At 48.5% G+C, this 23,749-nt stretch carries 23 protein-coding genes; 19 read left to right on the forward strand and 4 right to left on the reverse strand.

All coding sequences use genetic code 11. The features are described 5' to 3' along the window. Nucleotides 1–73: 73 nt before the first annotated feature. The 5 genes from asd (at nt 74) to C3B52_RS21415 (ending at nt 6,185) form a co-directional block, all read left to right on the forward strand. On the forward strand, nt 74–925 hold the full coding sequence (gene asd, locus C3B52_RS21395) for an archaetidylserine decarboxylase (RefSeq protein ID WP_103108415.1): 852 nt from the start codon (nt 74–76) through the stop codon (nt 923–925). 248 nt (nt 926–1,173) lie between these two features. Next, nucleotides 1,174–1,464, forward strand: coding sequence for an Asp-tRNA(Asn)/Glu-tRNA(Gln) amidotransferase subunit GatC (gene gatC / locus C3B52_RS21400; protein ID WP_049736600.1), 291 nt, complete (start codon nt 1,174–1,176; stop codon nt 1,462–1,464). 33 nt (nt 1,465–1,497) lie between these two features. Next, entirely contained in the window at nt 1,498–2,970 is a 1,473-nt protein-coding gene (gene gatA / locus C3B52_RS21405) for an Asp-tRNA(Asn)/Glu-tRNA(Gln) amidotransferase subunit GatA (protein WP_103108416.1), read from the forward strand. Between the two features lie 6 nt (nt 2,971–2,976). Further along, nucleotides 2,977–4,413 carry an Asp-tRNA(Asn)/Glu-tRNA(Gln) amidotransferase subunit GatB gene (gatB, locus tag C3B52_RS21410; protein ID WP_103108417.1) on the forward strand — a complete coding sequence of 479 codons (1,437 nt, stop codon included), beginning with the start codon at nt 2,977–2,979 and terminating at the stop codon, nt 4,411–4,413. Between the two features lie 137 nt (nt 4,414–4,550). Then, the gene (locus C3B52_RS21415; protein WP_103108418.1) at nt 4,551–6,185 is read left to right on the forward strand and encodes a YcdB/YcdC domain-containing protein; all 1,635 of its coding nucleotides are present in this window, start codon (nt 4,551–4,553) and stop codon (nt 6,183–6,185) included. A 13-nt stretch (nt 6,186–6,198) separates the two neighbouring features. Here the strand turns inward: C3B52_RS21415 and C3B52_RS21420 are convergent, their stop codons facing one another. Continuing rightward, nucleotides 6,199–7,947 (reverse strand): RNA polymerase sigma factor, encoded by a 1,749-nt coding sequence (locus C3B52_RS21420; RefSeq protein WP_103108419.1) that lies wholly within the window; start codon nt 7,945–7,947, stop codon nt 6,199–6,201. Between the two features lie 167 nt (nt 7,948–8,114). Between C3B52_RS21420 and C3B52_RS21425 the strand changes: the two genes are divergently transcribed. The 4 genes from C3B52_RS21425 to C3B52_RS21440 all read left to right on the forward strand — a co-directional run bounded on the left by C3B52_RS21425 (nt 8,115) and on the right by C3B52_RS21440 (nt 11,557). After that, on the forward strand, nt 8,115–8,477 hold the full coding sequence (locus C3B52_RS21425; RefSeq protein WP_235615812.1) for a hypothetical protein: 363 nt from the start codon (nt 8,115–8,117) through the stop codon (nt 8,475–8,477). Nucleotides 8,478–8,677: 200 nt separating this feature from the next. Beyond that, nucleotides 8,678–9,406 (forward strand): ABC transporter ATP-binding protein, encoded by a 729-nt coding sequence (locus C3B52_RS21430; protein ID WP_103108420.1) that lies wholly within the window; start codon nt 8,678–8,680, stop codon nt 9,404–9,406. Then, nucleotides 9,406–10,584 (forward strand): ABC transporter permease, encoded by a 1,179-nt coding sequence (locus C3B52_RS21435; RefSeq protein ID WP_103108421.1) that lies wholly within the window; start codon nt 9,406–9,408, stop codon nt 10,582–10,584. The genes C3B52_RS21430 and C3B52_RS21435 overlap by 1 nt, the downstream gene beginning before the upstream one ends. Before the next feature lie 52 nt (nt 10,585–10,636). Further along, a complete protein-coding gene (locus C3B52_RS21440) occupies nt 10,637–11,557 on the forward strand; it encodes a DMT family transporter (protein WP_103108422.1) in 921 nt (306 codons plus the stop codon). A 93-nt stretch (nt 11,558–11,650) separates the two neighbouring features. Here C3B52_RS21440 and C3B52_RS21445 read toward each other — a convergent pair whose 3' ends face one another. Next, on the reverse strand, nt 11,651–12,622 hold the full coding sequence (locus tag C3B52_RS21445; protein WP_103108457.1) for an ROK family glucokinase: 972 nt from the start codon (nt 12,620–12,622) through the stop codon (nt 11,651–11,653). 142 nt (nt 12,623–12,764) lie between these two features. On the opposite strand from C3B52_RS21445, the gene C3B52_RS21450 reads away from it, so the two are divergent. Next, nucleotides 12,765–13,655 carry a diacylglycerol kinase gene (locus C3B52_RS21450; protein WP_103108458.1) on the forward strand — a complete coding sequence of 297 codons (891 nt, stop codon included), beginning with the start codon at nt 12,765–12,767 and terminating at the stop codon, nt 13,653–13,655. Nucleotides 13,656–13,771: 116 nt separating this feature from the next. After that, on the forward strand, nt 13,772–15,223 hold the full coding sequence (gene rlmD, locus C3B52_RS21455; RefSeq protein ID WP_103108423.1) for a 23S rRNA (uracil(1939)-C(5))-methyltransferase RlmD: 1,452 nt from the start codon (nt 13,772–13,774) through the stop codon (nt 15,221–15,223). Nucleotides 15,224–15,523: 300 nt separating this feature from the next. Here the strand turns inward: rlmD and C3B52_RS21460 are convergent, their stop codons facing one another. Continuing rightward, a complete protein-coding gene (locus C3B52_RS21460; protein WP_103108424.1) occupies nt 15,524–16,708 on the reverse strand; it encodes a site-specific integrase in 1,185 nt (394 codons plus the stop codon). 490 nt (nt 16,709–17,198) lie between these two features. Continuing rightward, the gene (locus tag C3B52_RS21465; protein WP_103108425.1) at nt 17,199–17,927 is read right to left on the reverse strand and encodes a helix-turn-helix domain-containing protein; all 729 of its coding nucleotides are present in this window, start codon (nt 17,925–17,927) and stop codon (nt 17,199–17,201) included. 133 nt (nt 17,928–18,060) lie between these two features. Here C3B52_RS21465 and C3B52_RS21470 point away from each other — a divergent pair, with 133 nt between their 5' ends. The 8 genes from C3B52_RS21470 to C3B52_RS36565 all read left to right on the forward strand — a co-directional run bounded on the left by C3B52_RS21470 (nt 18,061) and on the right by C3B52_RS36565 (nt 23,744). Then, nucleotides 18,061–18,306 carry a helix-turn-helix transcriptional regulator gene (locus C3B52_RS21470; protein WP_103108426.1) on the forward strand — a complete coding sequence of 82 codons (246 nt, stop codon included), beginning with the start codon at nt 18,061–18,063 and terminating at the stop codon, nt 18,304–18,306. Between the two features lie 13 nt (nt 18,307–18,319). After that, nucleotides 18,320–18,502: a helix-turn-helix domain-containing protein gene (locus C3B52_RS21475; protein ID WP_235615813.1), complete on the forward strand. Its 183-nt coding sequence runs from the start codon at nt 18,320–18,322 to the stop codon at nt 18,500–18,502. A 5-nt stretch (nt 18,503–18,507) separates the two neighbouring features. Further along, a complete protein-coding gene (locus tag C3B52_RS21480) occupies nt 18,508–19,149 on the forward strand; it encodes a CHC2 zinc finger domain-containing protein (protein WP_103108427.1) in 642 nt (213 codons plus the stop codon). Then, nucleotides 19,121–20,461: a virulence-associated E family protein gene (locus C3B52_RS21485; protein ID WP_103108428.1), complete on the forward strand. Its 1,341-nt coding sequence runs from the start codon at nt 19,121–19,123 to the stop codon at nt 20,459–20,461. Before C3B52_RS21480 ends, C3B52_RS21485 begins: the two co-directional genes overlap by 29 nt. Before the next feature lie 272 nt (nt 20,462–20,733). Further along, nucleotides 20,734–21,213 (forward strand): ERCC4 domain-containing protein, encoded by a 480-nt coding sequence (locus C3B52_RS21490; protein ID WP_373419740.1) that lies wholly within the window; start codon nt 20,734–20,736, stop codon nt 21,211–21,213. Nucleotides 21,214–21,265: 52 nt separating this feature from the next. Continuing rightward, on the forward strand, nt 21,266–23,188 hold the full coding sequence (locus C3B52_RS21495; RefSeq protein ID WP_103108429.1) for a hypothetical protein: 1,923 nt from the start codon (nt 21,266–21,268) through the stop codon (nt 23,186–23,188). Nucleotides 23,189–23,206: 18 nt separating this feature from the next. Next, complete coding sequence (locus tag C3B52_RS21500; RefSeq protein WP_103108430.1) at nt 23,207–23,590, forward strand: hypothetical protein; 384 nt, start codon at nt 23,207–23,209, stop codon at nt 23,588–23,590. Then, the gene (locus C3B52_RS36565; protein WP_164684845.1) at nt 23,580–23,744 is read left to right on the forward strand and encodes a hypothetical protein; all 165 of its coding nucleotides are present in this window, start codon (nt 23,580–23,582) and stop codon (nt 23,742–23,744) included. The genes C3B52_RS21500 and C3B52_RS36565 overlap by 11 nt, the downstream gene beginning before the upstream one ends. Nucleotides 23,745–23,749: the final 5 nt, after the last annotated feature.

Here is a 23,749-nt window from a genome sequence, read left to right on the forward strand (position 1 = left end):
AGTTAGTGGAGTGGTAAAGTAAGGATATTCGAATACAGGTCGTCTAATCGAAAGAGAACAAGGAGTTTGTTTTATGAGCAAAAAGCTGCTTCCGGGTCTCATCCATCGCCTGCCACAAAATGCGATGTCTCGGACCATGGGAAAAATTACCGCCTCGGGCTTTAGTCGATTAGCCATTCAACGATACATACGGCACTATCAGATTGATACCTCGATCATAGAAAAACCGGTGAAGGAATACCGCACGCTAAAAGAGTTTTTTACACGTCGCCTGAAGCCAGAGGCAAGACCAATTGCTTCGGGAGCCGATACGATTGTCAGCCCGGTGGACGGAACTGTTTCACAGCTTGGGGATATTTGTGAGGGTAGCTTAATTCAGGCAAAAGGAAAAGAGTACGATGTGTCCCAACTTTTGGGAGGCTCAGAGGAAGAAGCCAAGCGCTACTACGGCGGTAAGTTTATTACGATTTATTTGAGTCCACGCGACTACCATCGGATTCATATGCCGGTTGCCGGTGACCTGACCTGCTACTGCTACTTGCCAGGGCGCTTGTACCCTGTGAATAAGCTGGGGATAGAAAACGTAGACTGCCTGTTTGCGCGAAATGAACGTCTGGTCACTCATTTCCAAACGGACGGACTGGGAGACATGGCACTGGTCAAGGTAGGGGCTCTGTTCGTCGGCAGTGTCAAAGTCTGCTACAATACCGCTACTACCAACATCAAGCACGGTCAGCAAACGCATGAGAAGATTGCGGGTACCCCTCATTATGAAAAAGGGGCAGAGCTGGGCTGGTTTGAATTTGGCTCCACGGTGATTCTTTTGCTGGAGTCTAACCAACTGGAGTGGGCGGCAGGCATTGAAAAGGGCAAGTCCTTGCTCATGGGTCAACCGCTGCTGAAAAAAGCGTCACAGCCTGAGTAGAACAGAATACATCAATAGAAGACGAGGTCCAGGGCTATAGCTTTGGACTTGTTTTTACATCTACGAAGAAAAGCGATGGCTGTTTTTCTAGCCTCCACGATTGCGCAGCTTCACCCGCGTTTTTCTGGTCAATCTTTTTTTGCCGAATTATTTTTGTTTTGTGGTGAGTATATCCCCGCGAAAATTGACTGAACCTGTTGTTTTCAAGTAAGATCAAAGTTATGTGATACGATTCGGAGGTGGAAAAAATGAGTGCCATTACTCGCAAGGAAGTAGAACATGTAGCTAATCTGGCCCGCTTGCAGCTGACTGAGGAAGAAGCTGAGAGATACACCAAGGACCTGAATGCGATTTTGGAATTTGCAGCCAAGCTAAACGAGCTGGATACATCCAATATCGAGCCGACAAGCCATGCGACTGATGTAAAAAACGTCATGCGCGAGGACGTCAACCGACCATCCCTGCCACGTGAGGAAGTGCTGAAAAACGCGCCTGACCACGAAGAAGGGCAATTCAAGGTACCAGCTGTATTCGAATAAGGAAAAAGGATAACGAGAAGGGAGGAACCCACTGTGTCGCTGTTTGACAAGCGATTGTCGGAGATACATAGCGCCCTGCGCGCAAAAGAATTGTCTGTGACTGATCTGGTGCAGGCTTCCATCACTAGCATTAAAGAGCACGATGGAGAAATCAAATCCGTATTGCACGTAGATGAAGAGGGCGCACTTGCTCATGCCCGTCAATTGGACGAGCGTCTGGTCAAAGAAAATGAGGAATTGGGTCTTCTCTTTGGCTTGCCTGCCGGACTCAAGGACAACCTGATTACAAAAGATGTACGCACAACCTGCGCCAGCAAATTTTTGGCGAACTATGATCCTGTACATGACGGGACCGTTTCCCAAAAAGTAAAGGAAGCAGATGCTGTTATCGTAGCGAAGCTGAACATGGACGAGTTTGCTATGGGCGGCTCCAACGAAAACTCTGGCTTCTACCCAACCAAAAATCCTTGGAACACCGATTATGTGCCAGGTGGCTCCAGCGGTGGATCGGCGGCAGCGATGGCTGCGCGTCATTTTTACTTTACACTTGGTTCTGATACGGGCGGATCGATTCGTCAGCCTGCCGCTTTTTGTGGTGTAGTAGGCTTGAAGCCAACGTATGGACGTGTTTCCCGTTTTGGACTGGTGGCGTTCGCATCCTCATTGGATCAGATCGGACCTGTTACGAAAAACGTCGAGGATTCCGCTTATGTCCTGCAAGCGATCGCTGGGCATGATGGATATGATTCGACCTCTGCAAATGTAGAAGTGCCAGACTACTTGTCTGCACTGACCGGAGATGTCAAAGGGCTGCGCATTGGCGTGCCGAAGGAATTGATCGGCGAAGGAATCGACCCAGAGGTTCGCGAGGCTGTTCTGGCAGCACTGAAGCAGCTGGAGAGCATGGGAGCGACATGGAGCGAGGTTTCCATGCCACATACGGAATACGCGGTACCAGCGTATTATCTGCTGTCGTCCTCCGAGGCTTCTTCCAACCTGGCTCGCTTTGACGGCGTTCGCTACGGTGTGCGTGCAGACAATGCAGCCAACCTGATTGAGCTGTACAAAGAATCCCGCAGCCAAGGCTTTGGGGCAGAGGTAAAACGTCGCATCATGCTCGGAACGTATGCCCTCTCTTCCGGCTATTACGACGCGTATTACAAAAAAGCACAACAAGTACGCACCTTGATTATTCAAGATTTCAACAGCATTTTTGCTGATTACGATGTCATTTTGCATCCGACTACGCCGTCCACGGCATTTAAAATCGGAGAAAACGCAGATGATCCGGTCAAAATGTATCTGGAAGACATCTGCACCGTGCCTGTCAATCTGGCTGGCTTGCCAGCAATCAGTGTGCCATGCGGCTTCGCGAAAAGTGGTTTGCCGATTGGCCTTCAGATTGTGGGCCGAGCGTTTGATGAATCCACTGTGCTGCGCGTAGCACATGCCTATGAGCAATCCGTGGGCTTTCACCAGCGTAAGCCGGAATGGGTAAGGGGGTAAGGCGTCATGAGCAAGTACGAAACCGTCATCGGCTTGGAGGTTCACGCCGAGCTATCAACGAACAGTAAAATTTTCTGCGGTTGCAAGACAGAGTTTGGTGCGCCGCCAAATACGCATACCTGCCCAATCTGCTTGGGACATCCGGGCGTGCTTCCAGTAACCAACAAGCAGGCTGTGGAATTCGCGATGAAGGCAGCACTCGCGCTCAATTGCGAGATTTCCCGAGAGACTAAGTTCGACCGTAAAAACTACTTTTATCCGGATTCGCCAAAAGCGTACCAAATCTCGCAGTTTGACCAGCCGATCGGCTACAATGGTTGGATCGATATCGAGGTAAATGGTGAGACAAAGCGCATCGGAATCACGCGCTTGCATCTCGAAGAAGACGCTGGTAAGCTGACGCACAGCGACTTTGGCGGTGAATCCCTGGTAGACTTTAACCGTGTCGGCGTACCTCTGGTAGAGATCGTTTCTGAGCCAGACATTCGCACACCGGAAGAAGCCAGAGCCTATCTGGAAAAGCTCAAGGCGATTATCCAGTACACCGAAGTATCTGATGTTCGCATGGAGCAAGGCTCCCTTCGCTGCGATGCCAACGTTTCGATCCGTCCGTATGGTCAAGAAGAGTTCGGAACCAAGGCAGAGCTGAAAAACATGAACTCCTTCCGCAACGTACAGATGGGCTTGGAGTACGAGGTGCTTCGTCAAGCGGAAGTGCTGAACTCTGGAGGCAAGGTTGTACAGGAAACGCGCCGCTGGGATGAAGCCAACAAGAAAACCTTGACGATGCGTTCCAAAGAGGAAGCGCACGACTATCGTTATTTCCCAGATCCTGATCTGGTACGTATGCAGATTTCCGAGGAGTGGATTGAGGCTGTTCGTGCTTCGATACCTGAGCTGCCGGATGCACGTCAGGCTCGCTATGTAAACGAGTTTGGCCTGTCGGCGGCAGATGCAGGAGTGATCACGATCTCCAAAGAAACAGCGGATTTCTTTGATGAGACAGTGAAGACTGGTGCAGATCCGAAATCGGTTGCCAACTGGCTGATGGTAGACCTCCTCGCTCACCTCAATGCCAACAACCTGGAATTTTCCGATGTGAAAATGACACCGCAAGGCTTGGGCGAAATGATCAAGCTAATCGGGGACGGCACGATTTCCTCCAAAATTGCCAAAACTGTCTTTAAAGAGATGGTGGAGACTGGCAAAGAGCCGAAGAAGATCGTCGAGGAAAAAGGTCTGGTGCAAATCAGTGACGAAGGTGCACTCCGTCAGATCGTCATCGATGCGGTCAATTCCAATCCGCAAGCGGTAGCAGACTACAAATCCGGAAATGAGAAGGCAGCAGCTTTCTTTGTCGGCCAAGTCATGAAGCAAACCAAAGGCAAAGCGAACCCGCCAATGGTTAATAAATTGATTCAAGAAGTATTGAGCAGCCTGTAGGCAATAAGTCCAAACAGCACTATCCAAATGGAGGGTGCTGTTTCTTTTGTCATGCATCATTGGTCATGTGCTAATTTATACCAATAGAGGTAATATAGACTTAGGAAAGAAACGCCAAGGGAGAAGGAGAAATCCGAATGAAACGTAATGTCCAAAATGCCGCAATGGTTCTATCAGTAGCAACGATCCTAGCAGGTCTGCCTGCTGCAGCTATGGCAGCCAGTCCAGAGGCACTCGCTCAAAGCAGCACGGCGACGACAGCAACGGAAAGCGTCAAGCTTCCAGCAGCAACACAGAAAATTGTCGCAGCGCTGGAAAAGCTGGAGCCGGGACTAAAGACGCTAACGGATCGGCAAATGGAAAAGAGTGAAACCTTCATCTATCTAGATTGGCTGGACCCTAAGAGTGAAGAGTCCTATGCATTTTTCACCTTTGACCTAAAAACAGGAAATTTAATCAGCTATGAGGCTTATTTAAGCAGCTGGAGAACGGAACAGAGGGTGACAGAGGATGCGACTTTGAAAAAGGTAGAGCAGGCTGTTGTGGAGGTTTTTGGCGCAGATAAGCGCAAAACACTGGGGGAGCCGAGCCTGTCTGTTTACGATGAAGGATCTGGAGATGAGATGCGCGAGCTGCTGATCGGTTCGCGGATGGTTTCCTATCCCGCTTTGTTGAACGGACTGGAGATAAACGGGAGTAATTTCGGGATTGAGTTTAGTACCGATTTGGCTGGACATATCGAGGAAATCAACGTCCGTGAAGCCAATTTAAAAGATGTAAAGGTACCTGATGTAAAAACAGCGCTGACTCCAGAAGCCGTCAAAAAGCAATACTTTACCACGTCAGCTTTTGATCTCGGCTATGTACAGGATGGAAAAGATGGCAAGCCCGGCATGCACTATGTCCTCCGCTATGCTCCAACGTATGATGCAACGTCTGGCAAGCTGATTGATGAATGGCTCGGCACAGAAATCGCAGATGATACGAAGCGAAAGGATGCCAATTTGAAAAATATAACGCTGAAGCCGCAGGCGAAATCTCTTGCCGTTAAAGGAGAAGAGGATGTACGAAAGCTTGTGTCCAGCATGTTCGGAATTGATGTGAAGGCAGACGATTGGTATTTTTCGCAAGAGAGCGACGAAGAGTCGGTTACCTACTCTTTCTCCAATGACAATTCGGATTCGATTTCGGTCACTGTAGATGCTGTGACGGGGCTGGTAACTGACGCCAGTCACTGGGAGGAGAAAGTAGAGAACAAGACTGTTCTATCAAAAGAAGAGGCTTTGAAAAAGGCGATTTCTTTTATCGAGCCATATGCAGTGTCTACTTCTAGCAATGTGCAGGTAGAAATCTATGATCCGGTCAATCCTGCGCCATTGGCAGATTGGATGAAGGAAATCGATAAAGAAATGGGTGTCGAAGAAGAAGGACCTGGCTATATTTACGGATTCAGTTTTAATGAGCTGCACAAAAATACCCCTGTTCTGGATCGCTACTACTGGGTGCTCGTGGACAGCAAAAACGGCAAGATTGTGAAGTTCTCTACAACCTTGCCGATGAAGGACGTTACTTTCCCAGAACCAAAGGTGGCAGTGACAGAACAACAGGCAGCAGAAAGCTTTGTGAAAAACCTGCCGCTGAAGCAATCGTACGTCTGGCCATCGTACTATGGAACAAAAGGACCTGAGCTGAAGCTGATCTATACCATCGACACTAGCAAGGGCTGGCCTTATGTGGATGCGATGGATGGGACATTGAACTTCGATGAATAGGACCCAGGCAGGATCATGCGAACAGCTTTTCCTGCATAAGCTCCAATAATGCAACAGCCTTGCGCTCCAGGCTCTCAATTCCTTGCAGAATAGCACCAGCCTGCTTGCTTGGTTCAGACGCATTTGGCTCCCCACCAGCCGGAAACGGAAAGAGCCTTAACAGCTTGGCGAATTCCTCTGCGATTTGCCCGTACAAAGCTGAAGCTTCCACCACCGTAGGACGTATCTCATCAAAAGCAGGATCATTCCACGTCGCAGCGATCTCACTCCAAAACAGGGAGGCGTTGCGACGTGCATTTTCTGCGACCGCTATTGTGTAGGCGTTGCCGTTTGGTTCGATGCCGCCTTGCTGGAAAGCCTCAAGCCATGCGGTATAGGCCATCAAGCCGTTTGTGCATGCTTTATCCGATCCTGCACCAGCGTAATGACGAAGCGCAGCGCCAATTGCTTTTGTCAGCATGGTTTTTTGATCGATCTCTACTGTTTTTTCGATAGCCAGCACGAACAATTCCTCTACCAATCCGCGCCCCAGATGTTCAAAAGCGATCGTTTTGTCGTGACCGCAGTTATCCCCTGCATACAGCTGCTTGCTTTCGTCATCGTACCCGTAAATCAAACCAAACTCAGGGATAAACAAATCCCAGGCAAGAACCGGATATCCGCGGTCAATAGAGCGGTGAACGAGCTCCAGCGCTTGTGGCAGAAGTGTCGGTAACGGGCGCTTCTCACGGGCGTCAGCACCTAACAGAGTAGGAGACACATGGTTCGCATTGGGTGCTGGTGCACAATCGGCTGCCTCGCCCCCCACTACCCGAGACTCAAAGCCCATATTGCGTAGGCCCTCCTGCAAAACATCGGCAAAAGGAAACATCGTTGGGCCCGCGATATGGATTTCCTTTGGAACGACAGTCAAGCGGAAAGCATGCCCGCTAAGGCCGAGCACCATTGGAAGAGACATTTTGCGATCGGTATATTCGATTAATCCATGCAAGGCAGCAGCGCATGTAATCCATGTTGGCAGTGTAAATGCCTCCGGTTTTCTCAGTACGGCTTGTTTCATTATTCCCGCATCCTTTCGAGTTTTCATGTATTGGTCAACTACGACACGGGTTTTTTCCTGAATCAGTTTTTTGCGGGAACGAGACAGAACCTGGTAGACATTCGCCTGAGACATTTCGAACAATCGTCCAATCTCCAGCGGGGACAGATGGTCGAAAAAGTGGGATTCTACGATTCGACGCTCCCGTGGATTCAGGCAATGCAGCATGCCTGTAATCGTCTGCAAGAGCTCTCGGCGCATGACAATCTCAGATGGATCGCCACTGTGCTCCATCGCAGGTGACCATGTGCGACCGAGACGATGCAAAATACTGTCCAAGTCTTCCCAATCAGTTGGTTCCATCTCATGTGACAGATTGATCAGTCCAGTGAAAAGCTGCTCCCGTTTGTGCGGTCCTTTTTGCAGGCGAGTGTATGCCTGATTGCGCACGATACGGTGAAGCCAAGGAAGAAACCGCCGACTGTCTACCAGCGTACCCAAGTGCAAAAAGGCACGGATAAGGGCATCCTGCACAATATCCTCCGCCAGAAAGGCTTCACGTGTATACGAGCGAGCATAGCCGTATACTTTGGAGCGGTGACGTCGAACCAGCTCCCCGAAGGCTTCCTGATCACCGGATTTTGCCCGTTCTACCAGTGTTTCGTCCTCTTCGTATGTTTCTTCCTGTTGCAGCAGCTCTGCCTGATAACCTACGTGTTCCATTGCAAAAACCCCTCGTTGTTAGTTGACATATAGCATAGACTCCAGATGCTTTGATTTTCTGACAGCCAATCTACCCTTTTTTGAAAAAAAGATACAAGTGGCAGATTTGTAAGAAATTCCACTCTCCCCTATAATGAACATACACGATGAAAAAGGGGGAAGGAAGTATGATGAAGCTGATTTCAGTCACAGGAGAAAGCGTGCCACCGGGAAAAGGTGGATCACCATCCGATACATTTGATCGTTCTATCGCCACATGGGAAGAAAACGGCAAGCAAAAGACCGTAACGGTTACATATGTACGCTATTTCGGCAAAGTATTGGCAGAGCGAGGCATCTACGACCAAGATGCAGAAAGCATTCCTGTGAGCCACCTGGTTGCCGTGTTATTTGAGGAAAAGCATCCCGGAATAAAGGAAAACCGTCATTATATCAATAATACAGATGAATTTGTTGAGCTGTTTGCTGACTTTTCGTTGGCCAAATGGAAGGAACGGTACCCAGGTGTGACAGGAGTTACCCAAGCATAAGCCTAAGTCTGACATGCTTGGCTGGGGAGTTTCTTTTGTTCAACTGTCGAAAAATTCTGATCCCCGCAGCAATCCCACGACTTCTACAGGGCCGCACAGGGGGTGTACAAGTGACGTTTCAGGGTGAAAAACGGGCAGCCTACTTGCTCAAGGTACAGTTTTAACGAATAGAAATAGAGCTTCGGACGGGAGGACTGCTGTTGATTGAAGTAAAACAGGTCAGCAAGCGATTCGGGACAATCACAGCAGTAGAGGATGTTTCGTTTCGCGTAGAGGCTGGCGAGGTATATGGACTTCTGGGGGAAAACGGCGCGGGTAAAACGACGACGATGCGCATGATGGCGACGATTTTGCAACCGACAGAAGGAGATATCGAAATTAGCGGGTTTTCTGTCCAAAAGGAGCCTGTAGAAGTACGCCGACGCATCGGCATTTTATTTGGGGGCGACGTAGGCTTATACAACCGTTTGTCGGCGAGAGAGAATATTGCCTACTTTGGCAGTCTGTATGGCCTGGAGCAGAGAAAGCTGCAGGAGCGAATCGACAGTCTCAGTCAGATGCTTGAAATGGAGTCGTTCATTGATCGACGCGTCGGTGCTTTTTCGCGGGGGATGAAGCAAAAGGTCGCCATCGCTCGCACATTGGTTCACGATCCAGACGTGATTTTACTGGACGAACCGACGACAGGACTGGATGTAACGGCAGCCAATATTTTTAGGCGAATGGTTGGAAAGCTTCAGGAGGAAGGGAAGACGATCCTGTTTTCCAGTCACAACATGGGGGAGATCAACAAGCTGTGCAAGCGAATTGCTCTTATTCACAAGGGAAGGCTCCAATTTGCTGGTGGGCTGGATACTCTGCGAGAGCGATTTGGCATCTCAGACTTGGATGATATCTTCATGGCGGTGGTGGAAGGGAGCGAAGCCTGATGGGTAGACGCGTCATCTGGACGGTTTTTCAGAAAGAAATGCTCGATCTGTTTCGGGATCGAAAGGCATTGCTGGGTACTTTTTTGGTACCACTCGTCATTATTCCGTTTGTATTCTTTTTGCTCGGCATGTCTTACAGCAATGTGGAAAAGGAAGCGCGTGCCTATATTCCGATTGCTGTCAACGGTTCGTCCGGGCTGGTGGCTTCGCTCCAAGCAATTCCTGGCGTGAGTATATTGCAGCCGAGTAACCAGGAGCAGGCTCTGCAAGAAGGGCAGCTGCGGGCAATAATCACCATTTCTCCCACGTTCGAGGAGCGGGTTAAAAAGGGAGGCACCGGAGAGGTAGTTGTTGCATTCGATTCCACAAATCAAAAGTCGGTCTACGCACGCACTGTGATTGAGAAAACCGTAGAGGCATACAGCAAAGATATCGTCGTGCAGCGCTTAAAGCAGGCGGGGATGTCTGAGCAGGCGATCAAGCCGATTGCGTCTACGTACCAAAACGTAGCGACAGAAGAAAGGCTTTCTGGTGGGATGCTAGCCGGAATTATTCCGTTGATGCTCGTTGTGTCGCTTGCGTCCGGTGGGATCGCAGCTGCCAATGATCTGGTTGCTGGAGAAAAAGAGCGAGGGACGTTGGAATCGCTGATGACTGCCCCGATAGCCGCGAATCACATTTTGACGGCCAAGCTCATGGCTGTGATGGTGATGAGCTGTATGAGTGCCCTGGCCTCGCTCGTGTCATTGTCGCTTGTGCTGCGTCTGGGGCCACTGGAGATGGAAAGCGGTTTTTCTCTCAGCTTCTTTTCGCCTGTGACTCTGCTTGTCCTTGTGCTGACGATTTTGGTGCTCGCAGCTACCTTTGCTGCATTGGAGCTGGTTTTGAGCACGATTGCCAAGTCCTTTAAAGAGGGACAGACATATATGAGCGGTGTTATTTTTCTGGCGATGGTACCTTCCTACATGATGATGCCGCTCAATCCAGTAGACATCCCGGGCTATTACTACGTGCTTCCTGTCTTTAATGGGGTAGCGCTTTGCAAGGAAGTGTTTTACGGCAGAGTGGAGCCGCTGCATGCGTTGGTTGGGCTGGGGAGCTCGCTGGTGTACGTAGCGATCATAACCGTGATGTCCTCACGTTTGTTCCGCAAAGAAGGGGCGGTTGTGAAAAACTGAAAGCCTCTTGATCACACGTCGTTGCCAATACCCTGAAAGCTGGTGAATTGTCGTGAAGCCGCTCTATTTGGGTGTCTTGTATGTATTCATATCTGCTGCTTGCTTTGGCGTTATGTCTATTTTTGCTGTGTATGCGTACGGGGCGGGTGTGACTGTATCGACTTTGCTTTTTTTACGGTTTCTTTTCGCGGCAATCCTGTTTTTCGGGTTACTCGCTTTACGCAAGGAAGGCTTGCGGCTGGTGAGGAAGCAGGTTGTGGCTTTGTTTGTACTGGGCGGTGTCTTGTATACCTTGCAATCGCTCAGCTTTTTCTCTGCTGTTCAGTATATTCCGACATCTATGGCTGCACTCTTGTTGTACACGTTTCCGGTATTTGTGGCTGTGCTCACTTACTTTGTAGAAAAGGAACCGCTGCGGCGAAAAACGATTTTGGCCATGCTGATCTCTCTCGTTGGTCTGGGACTGGTGCTTGGGCTATCCTTTGGGGGGATTCAACCGATCGGGGTCGTGCTGGCTCTCGCAGCAGCCCTGTTTTACTCCGTATATATCGTTGTGGGTAACCGGGTGGTAAAGGGGCTTTCGCCGTTTGTTACTGCCGGATATATTTCCTTATTCGCGGCCATTTCCACTTTCGTTGTGGCGCAAAAGGATGGCGGGCTTGAGCTATCGTTCGGTGCTGTTGGCTGGTGGGCGCTGGCGGGGATTGTTGTTTTTTCTACCGTGATGGCGATTGGCTTTTTCTTTCAAGGTCTACAGCTGATCGGTTCTACCAAGGCATCTGTCCTCAGCACTTTGGAGCCGGTCGTGACAATTGTTTTCTCGGCTATGTTATTCGGTGAGTCATTTACATTGCTACAGCTGTTGGGAGGGTGTGCGGTGCTGGCTGGAGCCGTTTTGATCGTTTCTGGTCAGGAGAAGCCTGCAGCTGTGGAGGTAGAAAAGTCAGTGCCGAATCGTACAAAGGCTTTGTAGGGTACTGATTCGTATGTTTCATCATGAAAAAACGCTCCTATCGATGTCGTGGGTTCACGATCGCAGGAGCGTTTTCATATGGATAAAGGTCGGCTAGTTTACAAATTGAGAGCGAATAAGCCAGCCAGCTCCGTATACACCAGCATCATTGCCTAGAGTGGCAGGGACGATTTCGGTGGATTCTACGACATACGAAAAGGGGATAAAGCGGGCAAAGGAAGTGCGAATGCGGGAAAAAAGAATTTCGCCTGCTGCTGCAACACCGCCGCCAATGATGAGTTTGGCTGGATTCAGCACGATAGCGAGATGCGAGAGGGCGAGCCCCAAATAAAATCCAACCTGATCGACGATGGCAACGGCTGCCTTGTCTCCAGCGTTGGCGGCAGTTAGAACATCCTTTGCCCGAATACTGCCTGTGACTGCAAGCACTTTGGCTAACATCGGGCTTTTTCCGTTGGCAGCGGCCTGACGTCCTTCACGGATAATGGCTGTGGCCGATGTATATGTCTCGAGACAACCCGTCTTGCCGCAATTGCAGCTAGGTCCTTCTCCGGGCGTCACCGTGATATGACCGATCTCTCCGCCGACACCATTGATCCCGGAGATGACATTGCCGTGCAGGATGACACCGCCGCCGACGCCTGTTCCCACTGTGATCAGCACGAGGTCCTGTGCGCCTTGACCTGCACCGCGCCACATTTCTCCGAGTGCTGCTATGTTTGCATCATTGTCCACGGCGACTGGCAGACCTGTCAGTGCGTGGAGCTTTTCTTTTAAGAGGACGGGTTGCTTCCAATGCAGATTGACCGCTTGCAGCACGATTCCGTTTTTGGTATCGATTGGACCTGGAATTCCGACGCCAATACCCAGGACCTGATCACGAGTGTAGCCGTGCTTTTCAAGCAGTGTGTTCATCATAGCGGTGATTTTTTGCAAAATGCCGTCCTCACCCAAGGCGACAGGTGTTGGTTCCTGTGTTTTCGTCACCATCTCGCCGCTTGGGGTAATCAGAGCCATTTTGATCGCGGTACCCCCAACATCAACACCTACGATGATTTGATCCACAACCGTCCCTCCGATCATTTGGATTACCATCTTTTTCTATCTTAACACGCCCAAGACAGCATAGCGATTCCCAAAAATGGCTATAAAGGATATGATGGAAGAGAGTACACCCGTGAGCGAGGGAAGGAAGAAGGGATCTGCCTTGAAACGAGCCAGATTAATCTACAATCCAAGCTCCGGCCGGGAGATTGTGCGTCGGAGATTGCCAGATATTCTTGAGTTAATGGAATCGGCCGGATATGAAACGTCGTGCCATGCGACCAGAGGGGAGGATGATGCTACCGAGGAGGCTGCCCGTGCGGTTGCCCGCGGCTTTGATGTCATCGTCGCAGCTGGTGGTGACGGAACGATTTATGAAGTAGTAAACGGGATGGCGGAGCTAAAAGCCCGTCCATCGCTTGGAATCATCCCCTGCGGAACGAGCAACGATTTTGCCCGAGCCGTCGGTATACCTAAGTCAATCAGCCGTGCCACCGAGATTATTACCAACGGGAAAAAGCGCAAGATCGACCTGGGGCGGATCAACAACCGCTATTTTATCAATATCGCCGGGGGAGGCTCGCTGACTGACCTGACCTACGAAGTGCCGAGCAAGCTGAAAACCATGATCGGACAAATGGCGTATTACGTCAAAGGCTTGGAAAAACTGCCATCACTGCATCCCATCCGCGTCCGTCTGGAAACCCGCAAAGAGGTACTGCTGGATGAGGAAATCATGATCTTTCTCATTGCCAACAGCAACTCGGTTGGCGGCTTCGACAAGCTCGCACCGGATGCAGATTTGTCAGATGGAAAGCTGGATGTCATCGTAGTGAAAAAGACGAACATCGCAGAGTTTATTCGCTTGGCGACGCAGGCAGTACGCGGTGAGCATCTAAAAGACCCGAACATTTTATATTTCCAAGCAGATTACATCAAGGCCACTTCACCAGGAGGAGAAACGGTACAGCTCAATCTGGACGGTGAGCATGGCGGGCAGCTGCCCTGCGTGGTAGAAGCGCTGCCTGGGCATATCGAGTTGTTCGTACCGTAGGAAGATAGTAAAATGAATAGAACTAGCCGTGGGGATGCTGCAGAGCATCCCTCGCGTTCATCCTAGAGCGAAAAATAGCTTGGAATATAGATAGAAGACAAAAGGAGCAATAAATAGTGGCGAAGACAACAAAGAAGCGGCGCGGACCGCAAAAGGCAGCGAAAGTAGAGCTGGACGTCCCTGTGCGTGTCGGACAAACCGTGGAAGTGGAGATAACCGGACTAAACCATGAGGGAGCCGGGGTAGGTCGGGTTGAGGGATATACGCTTTTTGTAGATGGGGCACTTGCAGGAGAGCGTGTTCGTGCTCGCGTCGACCATGTGAAAAAGAACTTTGGCTTTGCCAAGCTGTCTGAGGTTGTGGAGGCGAGCGAGCATCGCTTCATGCCCCCTTGTCCGTTGTACGACCGGTGTGGCGGTTGTTCCTTGCAGCACCTCGCCTACGAGGAACAGCTGCGACACAAGCAGCAGATCGTTCGGGACAATCTGCGGCGCATCGGCGGCTTTTCAGTGGAGGGAGAAGGCGCGATTACCGTTCACCCGACACTCGGCATGAGCGATCCTTGGCGCTATCGCAACAAGGCACAGGTACCGATCGGCGAGGAAAACGGCGCATTGGTCGGTGGCTTTTACGCGGAAAAATCACACTCCATCATCGATATGAACGAGTGCCTCATCCAGCATCAGGCCAATGACGATGCGGTTACTGCTGTGAAGAAAGCAGCAACCAAGCTGAATATTGCCCCATATGACGAGGTGCGTGGGACAGGCTTGCTGCGTCATGTCGTGGTCAAGGTAGGCGTGAAAACAGGCGAGGTCATGGTCGTGCTCGTGACGACAGAAGAGACCATTCCGCAGCGCGAGCAGCTGGTGGAAGCGATTCGCTCGCAGGTGACAGGTGTGGCGAGCATCGTACAAAATATCAACCCGGACAAAACCAACGTCATTTTCGGCAAAAAGACCGTCACGCTTTGGGGCAGTGATGTCATTTACGATTACATCGGACCGATTAAGTTTGCGATCTCGGCGCGTTCTTTTTATCAGGTCAATCCGGCGCAGACGGAAGTGCTGTATAACAAAACGCTGGAGTATGCAGGGGCGACGGGTACGGAAACCGTCATCGATGCGTATTGTGGTATCGGGACGATCTCGCTCTTTTTGGCACAGAAGTCGAAGCATGTGTATGGGGTAGAGATTGTGCCGGAGGCTATTGCTGATGCGAAACGTAATGCCGAGCTGAATGGGCTCGGTAATGCTACTTTTGAAGCGGGGCCTGCAGAGGTCGTGATTCCGGCGTGGAAAGAGAAAGGGATTCGGGCGGATGTGATTGTGGTCGACCCACCGCGTAAAGGCTGTGACGAGGCGTTGTTGATGACGATTTTGGAGATGCAGCCGGAGCGGGTGGTTTATGTGTCCTGTAATCCTTCGACGCTGGCAAGGGATTTGAAGGTGCTGGCGGAGCGGTATGAGGTGAAGGAAGTGCAGCCGGTGGATATGTTTCCGCATACGGGGCATGTTGAAAGTGTAGCTCTGTTATTGAGGAATGATACAGAAGAACGAAAAGCCTAGTTGCGATGCGTGTTTATGCGTTGGTACAGATTCGCCTAAAATGATGAAACAGACTCGTTTAGGTGGCGTTGTTGTAAAAGTGTTGTAAATGAAAAAAACTTAGGCTTCATCCCCCATTTTTGGGGTTTGATAATTACTCGTTTCCTTGGTGATCAAAACGCAACTTTGCGTTCTGTCGCAGCATCCGATCGTAATAAGGTATTACCAAGTAAGTAAACCCTTTTTCTATTGGCGATCTTTTACGATTGGCCGACCAGGTAATGACTATTTGCAAACAAAAAAAGCTGCGGGGAATTTTCCTCACAGCTTTTGTGTCTTTTTCGCCTGTAGAGTGAACAAGGACTCAAACTTATCAGCTGCAGCCTGGTCAGCGGAACGTAGAGCATGGCCGTAAATGTTCATCGTAGTGGTAATGTTGCTATGTCCCAACCGCTCCGAAATAATCTTGGCATGCACTCCCTGGTTAATTAAAAGTGTAGCCGATGTGTGGCGTAGGTCATGGAATCGAATATACCGGAAACCATTCTTTTTGACGAAACCACGGAACCATAGATATGGCCGTTCATGATGGAATGGCTTACCATCTGGATGGGCGAATACAAAAAAACGGTCTCCGCCTTGCCACAGATCGCCCATGATGCCAATTTGCTCGTGAATATGCTTTTTGTACTCTCTCAGCTCCGCCAGAACAGAGGGAGGGACAGCCACTTTACGTTTGGAGCTTCTTGTTTTCGGTTCTTTTACGATAACTTCTCCTTTCAATGACAATGCGAGCGTTTGCTCTACGTCAATAACGCCGCTTTCTAAGTCAATGTGCCTCCACTCAAGGCCAAGTAACTCACCTCGCCGAAGTCCAGTGGTAAGCGCAAGAGTAATCATAATTCTCCAGTGGAACGGTTCCGACTGCAGCGCTTGCAGTAGTGCTTGTACTTCCTGTTCATCGTAAGGAATGACCTTTTTGTATTCGACCTTTGGTTTCTGCACATTGTCCGCGGGGTTACTGTTAATTATTTGCCACTCAACAGCCCGTTTCAGTACGTTTTTCAAAACTCGAAGGTGATATTCGATTGATCCGGTGGAGAGCTTGCCTTCTTGTCGGTCCTGTCGACCGCCATCCTTGCTGATCTGTTGAATGAAATCAACAATGTGCATAGGTTTGATATCTTCAAGGCGCAAATGCCCCAAGCTAGGCAGTATTCGGGTATCTAGGCACCTCAAATAGAGATTCAAGGTCTTTCGTGCCAAATGGTCTGGTGCATATTTTTCCTGCCATTCACTAACGAATGCTGCCAAGGTCATTTTTTGAGGAGAAATGTAAGCGCCGGCTTCTACTTCCTGCCGAAACTTTGCGTACTCGCTTTCGGCCTCGCGTTTTGTTCGACATTTGACTGTCTTAGTCGCTCGCTTGTACTTTCCATCGGCACCTCTTCCTAAGCTGACTGTAAGTAGCCACGAATCAGATCCCCGTTTTTGGATATTCGCCATGATCGCTACTCCTTTCTTTTAACTCTAACCAGTGCAACGGTCCGTAACTTTAGATTTTCGCCTTTAGAAAGAATGATCAAATTCCCTATGGGCAAGGTTTTAGCAATTGATAGGGACACAGGGACATGCTCAGGCACGCTAACAGGGACACTGAAAAACGCTCAAAACCATTGATATTACTGTATTTATAATATAGTGTCCCTAATGTCCCTATAATTTTATATATAAGAGTAAAAGCAGTGATATATAGGATAATTGAGAATGGATTGAGAAAATATATAGTTATCCATATGAGTTTTTGCTCAGGGACACGTGCACAGCAGGGACAAGCATCCGTTAAACCGTTGGTATTACTGAGTTTGTGGTGTGCCTGTTTAATGTGCCTGTAATCTTTTATGCGGTGTCCCTGAGATAACGAAAGTGTGAAAATGGATCTCCTAGGAGGCCCTTTAATGGCGGACTGTTGCCTTTTTGGATATTCATTCGAGTATTACTTTTTGTCACGAAATGACCAGGCAAGCATATCCAGAACGTGTTGCCGTTCCTCTTTGGTGAGTAGGTGCCCATTGTAGGTTAGACCTTCTTCTTGAAGGATGAGCAACAATTCCCCTTTGCGTCGATCCGCCTTTTCCTTAATTGCCGAAAACCTCATTCTGCCCTCTTCCGTAAAAATCATCAGGGCATCAAGCACTTTAAAGTAATTTTCGTTCTCCGAATAAAAGCCGTCTCCGTTATCAATGTCTTCAGCGATCCTCTTAGGAAGCTCCTCGATCAAACCTTCCATTGTCTCCAAAAAGTCTTCTGGTGCGACTGGCAACCGATACTTTTCAATCCGGTCTGATAAATGTTCCTTTGCCTCGGGCTTAAAATCCCCTTCAAACAACAATTCCCGCCGAGCTGCCTTTAGATTTTCTCTCGACTTTTCGCTTATATCCAAGAGCGCTGACCTGTTTTTTTCTATATAAACATCTGTGGTGTAACCGGCTTCCTCGAACAATTTTAAATGTGATACTCCAAGGGTTCCCGCTAATGTTGTGAGAGTTTCTTTTTGGGGCTTTTGCGTCCCGTCTTCGATTCTGGACAATGTGGCTTGCGATATACCGGATTCCTTGGCTAATTCCTTCTGTGATTTAAAACCAGCCGCTCTCCTTAGTCTCCGGAAGTAATCGCCGAAAGTCTCCTCATAGTGCCTTTCTAACAAACAAAACACCACCTTCATTTGCAATCAGTTAGATAGAGTATAACCACAAAATGCTTCATACGCAATTATATACGCATAAATTTGACATAGAATATATATGCGTGTTACCATAAAGTAGAAGCGAATATATATACGTGCTGGGAGGGGTCAAATGAAAGTTAAAGTGAAGGATCTCTATCGGTTGAACGAACTGATCATTATTCGGGGGATGAATAAGGCGGAATTTGCCAAGGCAATTGATTTATCTCCCACTATGACCGTTCAGATCACAAAGGGGGACAGGTCACCAAGTCCAAAGGCTGCCAAGCGAATAGTCGAGGTTCTGCAATGCGAATGGCATGACGTCTTTGAAGTCGTTAATGAACAAACTTCTTCAAGGGTAGCGTTAGCTAGGTAAGGGGGGCGGCATGATGGGGAAAATTGCACTGGAAAAGATTACACTGACTGTCGCTGAAGCAGCTGACCTGACCGGACTATCCAAGGCGTTTATTTATCGGCTGGTAGCCCGAGGAGAGATACCAAATAAGAAAGTGGGCCGCCTGATCCTTTTTCATCGTCCGACGATTGAAGCGTGGTTGCGTGGGGAGGAGTAATTCCCGTGAAAGCTACATTGATGGAACTTATTAAAGATCGTCTAACGATTGAAGAAGCGTGCGAAATGGCAGGCATCCAATTGGGGAAAGGTCGTGGAAATACACGGACAGCTCGTTGCCCTCTTCATGATGATGCAAGTCCATCATTCATCATCTACTTAGACAGCAATCGTTGGCGTTGCTTTAGTGGATGTGGGCACGGCGATGCGATTGACCTTCTTTCTCGGGTTTACGACATACCAATAAGTCAGACGCTTCATCGTATTGCGAATGATTTGGGGATTACGACATCAGAACAACAAGAGAGCGATCGGCAGAAACAACGGATCGAAAAGCAGCGGCAAGAGCGACAAAAAGCACAGGCTGATAAAGAGTTTGAATCGGCTGTCACGAAAGCAGTCCATTTCCTCAAATCCTTATCAGACGAATTGGACAAGCCAATACGTGCTTGCACAACGCCGTGGCAGGTCGAGAAATATGCCGATTACATACACCTAACGGCAAAGATAGAGCGCATTTTGGATGACTTGGTAAGCGGCGAACGTCAAATACGCGAAAACGGTCTTCTGGCGGCGAGGAGGGTACTGTTTATTGTCAAAGAGGCTAGAGGAAAACAACGTGACATCGATAAAACAAAAACTGCATAAAGCACTCCAAAAAAACAATCGTGGTCGCGTTTTGCAAAACGCCGCAAACATAATGTTTGTCCTGGACCACGACCCTGATCTAGCTGGATTTGCATATGACGAGTTCGCTGGCCGTGTACGAGTTACGGGGAAGTTGCCGTGGCGAGAAGTGGGGGATATGTCCGACTGGTCCAATCACGACTTTTCAATGTTGGCACTTTATCTTGACCGAACCTTTGATATTGTCAAGCAATCGATCATCGAAAACGGATGGACATATGCAGCTCGAAAACGGACATTTCACCCAGTTAAACAGTATTTGTCCTCTCTGAAGTGGGATGGAGTGAAACGAGCTGAAACCCTGTTGATTGACTATCTAGGGGCACCCGACACGCCGTATGTAAGAGCAATAACTCGGAAGACTCTTGCTGCAGCTGTTGCTAGAATCATGTGTCCAGGCATTAAATTTGACACTGTTCTTGTTCTTTACGGCTCTCAGGGGGTTGGTAAAAGCTGGCTGTTTAGGAAACTGGCAAAAGATTGGTTCACGGATTCTTTAACCAAGCTTGGCGGCAAAGAAGCTATGGAAACACTTCATGGAAAATGGATCATCGAACTTTCTGAGTTAGCATCCATGAAGAGATCAGAAATTGAGGAAGCAAAAATGTTTATCTCCTCGCCAGAAGATCATTACAGACCATCGTATGGGCGAATCGCCGAAACGTTCAAACGACAGTGCATATTTGTTGGAAGTACAAACCAACGAGACTTCCTTACAGACAAAACCGGGAATAGGCGTTTCTTACCTGTAGAAGTTTCAGCGGAGAGGCGAAAATTTTTGATTGCGGAACTTACAGAAGATGTGGTCGACAAAGTTTGGTCTGAAGTAATGACGTTTTGGGAATCTGAGCCTTTGTTCTTGGATGGGGAAATGTTGCAAATTGCCGAAAATGAACGGAGCAGCTTCACTGAGGATGATCCGCTCAGCGGGAAGATTGAAGAGTTTCTAAGCCTAAAACTGCCGGCTGATTGGGAAAGTTATGACGTTTGGAAGCGAGTACGATTCTTTGAAGAAGGCGGAATCGCTGAGAATGGCTCTCCTGGAACAGTTACACGCGAAAAGGTGTGTGCTATTGAAATCTGGCGAGAGATGCTTGGAGAGAGGAGAGACTTACCAGCTCATCGACGGAGGCAGATTACGAGCATTTTGGACAATATGCCAGGATGGCAGAGATACAAGGGATCCAAGGAAGGAAAATTGCGATTCGGCAGTCTTTACGGAAAACAAATAGCCTATGTTCGGAGTGATTCTGATGAGGCGAAACGGTGTTAGCTCAAAAAGAAAAAAGAGCTAACCCGTAGTTAGCCCTAAAAGTGTGTATCGACCAAAACAGGTGCGGTCGCATTCCGCATCTGAAAAAAACAATTCACTATGACCATTTTACTTTGGCAGTACGGCGCATTCAAGCAGGAAAAAAGGCCAACTAAGACGTTGGCCCATCTCCTCTGCATGTAAGATATCGAAAAAGTTGAAATGGAAGGACTGGTGTAATGCAAATTTCGCTATCTTATGTAAATTTTACCATAAAAGAACTGGAAACGCTAATGGGTAGCCTCACGATCCTGCTGGATACTCGGGAGCAATCAAACGGACACATTGTTCAGTACCTGGACTCGAAACAGATTCCCTACAGGCAAAACAAATTGGATACGGGGGATTACAGCTGTGTGATTCCGCAAAATGTTGAGCTGGGGATCGTACGGGACATGTACCTTCCAGTAGCAATAGAGAGAAAAAACAGCATCGATGAGCTGGCGCAGTCGATTAAGGAGGAAAGGTTTGAAAGCGAGCTGATCCGTTCGCAAAAACTGGCCCACTTCCATCTTGTTGTAGAAGACAGTTACGAGAACTTGATAATGGGGAATTATCGTAGCCAGTACAAGCCTAAGGCTCTTCTAGGGAGGCTGAAATCCTTCGAAACACGATATGGATTTTCTACAACTTTCATTCAGAAGAATTATGTCGGAAACTTCATCTTTCACCATCTGTATTATCTAGCTCGAAACAAACTCAAAGGTCATTAGTGTTTTTAAGGGATGGGTGGGTGGGGATATCAACGAAAGGAAGTGAAGAAATGTGGCTACTGTAACCGGAACATTAAAAATGTTCGATGCGATGAGTCGTCCGCTTCGGCAAATCACAAACAGCATGAATATGATGATCAAAACGATGGAGCAAATGCAATCCGCTACAGGAAAAAACATCAATGTTGATCGTACACTGGCGTTGGCTAAGAAACAATTACAGTCAGCAGAGGCAAGTATAGGCAGAGAAATTGAAAAGTCGACTAACCTACAGCAAAAGTTTAATCGATCTGTACAAGAAGGAGATCGGGGTATGTCGGGTATGATCAACTCCCTCAAAGGGATGGCGGCGGCATACCTGACCTTTGAAGGGGCGCGGGCATTATTCTCCAGCACGTTAGGAAAGGCGTTGGAGCGTCAACAGCTCGTTGATACGATGGCTGCACGTATGGGAAGCGCAGAGGCCGCTTTGAATGTATACGAGCGAATCAGAAAGCAAGCGTTAGCTGCAAATGAGGACGTGAACAAATCATTATCGAATGTACAGGCATTCATGTCCAATACGATGAACGCAGGGCAGCTTGAAGAATTGAACATGCTGGCGATGCGCCTATCAAAGTTGAATCCGGCAGAGGGGATCGAGGGCGCGGCTTTTGCAATGAAAGAGCTATTGTCTGGTGATTACACTTCCATTGTAGAGCGATTCAATATGGGACGTTCTCTTATTCAGAACAGCGCCGCTTTGAAAGCAGGCAAGATGGGGAACATGGAAGGATTCATCAAAGGGATGGACGAGCTTCTTGATAAGCAGCAAATGACGGAAGAATCATTCCGACGTATGTTGGATTCTCCTGCTTCCCGTTGGCAAAGAGTCGTGAACACCTTCAAGGACAATATGACACAAGCTGGACTTATGGGCATGAAGGCTTTCTCTCCAGTAATTGAGCTGATCAACAAGGGATTCGATTCGGGTAAATTTCAGAGCTTCTTCAGCGGATTGGGTGCAGGGATGCAAGTGTTCGCTTCGATAGTAGAAAGGATATCGACATTCATTTACGATCACCTAGACATTATCAAGCGACTATTAGTATCCATTGGTTTCGTCATAGCGGCGGTTACAACGCAATGGGCGGTAGGATGGGCGGTAGCAAACTGGCCGATTCTTGCGGTAATCGCGGCAATAACAACACTCCTATGGATTCTGGACAAGTTGGGCATTACAACGGATGAGGTTATAGGGTATGTGGCCGGTGCGTTTTATGGACTGGGGGCAGCTGTATCCAATCAATTAGCTTTCATGAACAATCAAATTGTGGCTTTTGCCGAATTCCTTGCGAACATCTTTAATCATCCCGTCTACGCAATCCAAAAACTGTTTTATGACATGGTGCGGAATGTGGTCGGCTATTTCGAGAGCATGATTAACACGATTGTGGATGGAATCAATACGACGATCGAACGCATAAACGCCATTTCAAAGGCATCAATCGCTGTGATCCCAAGGGTTGACCAGTCGTTTATCGATCAGTTCAAACCTGAAATGCCAACTGGTGCAACTGACTTATCGGCTTACCGATGGGATTACAAAAACATCGGTGAACAGATGAAAAACGGTTACTCTGCTGGTTTCAACCTTGCGAACAAATTTCAGAAGACGTTCGATAAAATGCAGGTGTTCTCCGTGGGACCTGGGATGAATGCAGCAGCTTCTTCAAATATCGCGAACATTGGGAAGGTTGGCGAGGTCGGAAAAATACGCGACAGCGTTGATATTTCGAGTGAGGATCTCAAGATAATGAGGGAATTGGCTGAGCAACGATGGATTCAAAACAACACGGTAACACTCACGCCAACCATCAGGATCGAGGGAACGACGATTACGAAAGAGGCAGATGCCGACACGATCATTGCACGTATCAACCAAGCACTAGAGGAACAAATCGCAAGCAGTGGGAGAGCAGTTTTGTCGGTCTAAGGCGAGGGGGAACTCAATATGGAACTAGCCTTTAAAACATATGTAGTCGCTGAGCATAACCCATTTGAACGGTTTCCTAAAGGCGTAATGGTAGCAGCAGAGGCGGACGAAGAAGGCATGTATACCGTACATGTCCAGCTCATAAACGGACTTGGCCTTTCGACACTGACCAAACACACCTTGGCGGAAGCGAATGAATTGGTTGGACGTTACTCGAAGGGGCTGGGGTATCCAGAGAATGCCTGGTACATCGATATACCAGCCCATGTATTGGAGCAGGATAATTTTTTCAATCGCAGGTTGAAACAAGAAATGCTTAAATCTAGGCAATATTTCAAACTTCACGGCATCAAACAAAGGAATAAATCCAGAGTGACAGGAGATGAGGATTATGGAAAATAACGACAAAGAAAAAGCCGGGGAAATGGTTGTAAACGCAATTCTTGAACAGGCGAGACATAACGCACAATTGGCAGAAGCTCGCGAAAACTATTTCAGTGACAAACTCGTAGACGACAGCGAAGCTAACTATTTTCAAACAAAATGGGGAGAGTGATTAGG

It is taken from the genome of Brevibacillus reuszeri (assembly GCF_002897295.1).
GTDB lineage: Bacteria > Bacillota > Bacilli > Brevibacillales > Brevibacillaceae > Brevibacillus > Brevibacillus reuszeri_A.

Coding starts and splice junctions, on each gene's coding strand:
- C3B52_RS21490 (WP_373419740.1), top strand. CDS start 20,734: ATGGGTAGCCTCACGATCCTGCTGGATACTCGGGAGCAATCAAACGGA.
- gatB (WP_103108417.1), top strand. CDS start 2,977: ATGAGCAAGTACGAAACCGTCATCGGCTTGGAGGTTCACGCCGAGCTA.
- gatC (WP_049736600.1), top strand. CDS start 1,174: ATGAGTGCCATTACTCGCAAGGAAGTAGAACATGTAGCTAATCTGGCC.
- C3B52_RS21475 (WP_235615813.1), top strand. CDS start 18,320: ATGGGGAAAATTGCACTGGAAAAGATTACACTGACTGTCGCTGAAGCA.
- C3B52_RS21425 (WP_235615812.1), top strand. CDS start 8,115: ATGATGAAGCTGATTTCAGTCACAGGAGAAAGCGTGCCACCGGGAAAA.
- C3B52_RS21435 (WP_103108421.1), top strand. CDS start 9,406: ATGGGTAGACGCGTCATCTGGACGGTTTTTCAGAAAGAAATGCTCGAT.
- asd (WP_103108415.1), top strand. CDS start 74: ATGAGCAAAAAGCTGCTTCCGGGTCTCATCCATCGCCTGCCACAAAAT.
- C3B52_RS36565 (WP_164684845.1), top strand. CDS start 23,580: ATGGAAAATAACGACAAAGAAAAAGCCGGGGAAATGGTTGTAAACGCA.
- C3B52_RS21470 (WP_103108426.1), top strand. CDS start 18,061: ATGAAAGTTAAAGTGAAGGATCTCTATCGGTTGAACGAACTGATCATT.
- C3B52_RS21465 (WP_103108425.1), bottom strand. CDS start 17,927: ATGAAGGTGGTGTTTTGTTTGTTAGAAAGGCACTATGAGGAGACTTTC.
- C3B52_RS21420 (WP_103108419.1), bottom strand. CDS start 7,947: ATGGAACACGTAGGTTATCAGGCAGAGCTGCTGCAACAGGAAGAAACA.
- C3B52_RS21415 (WP_103108418.1), top strand. CDS start 4,551: ATGAAACGTAATGTCCAAAATGCCGCAATGGTTCTATCAGTAGCAACG.
- C3B52_RS21460 (WP_103108424.1), bottom strand. CDS start 16,708: ATGGCGAATATCCAAAAACGGGGATCTGATTCGTGGCTACTTACAGTC.
- C3B52_RS21500 (WP_103108430.1), top strand. CDS start 23,207: ATGGAACTAGCCTTTAAAACATATGTAGTCGCTGAGCATAACCCATTT.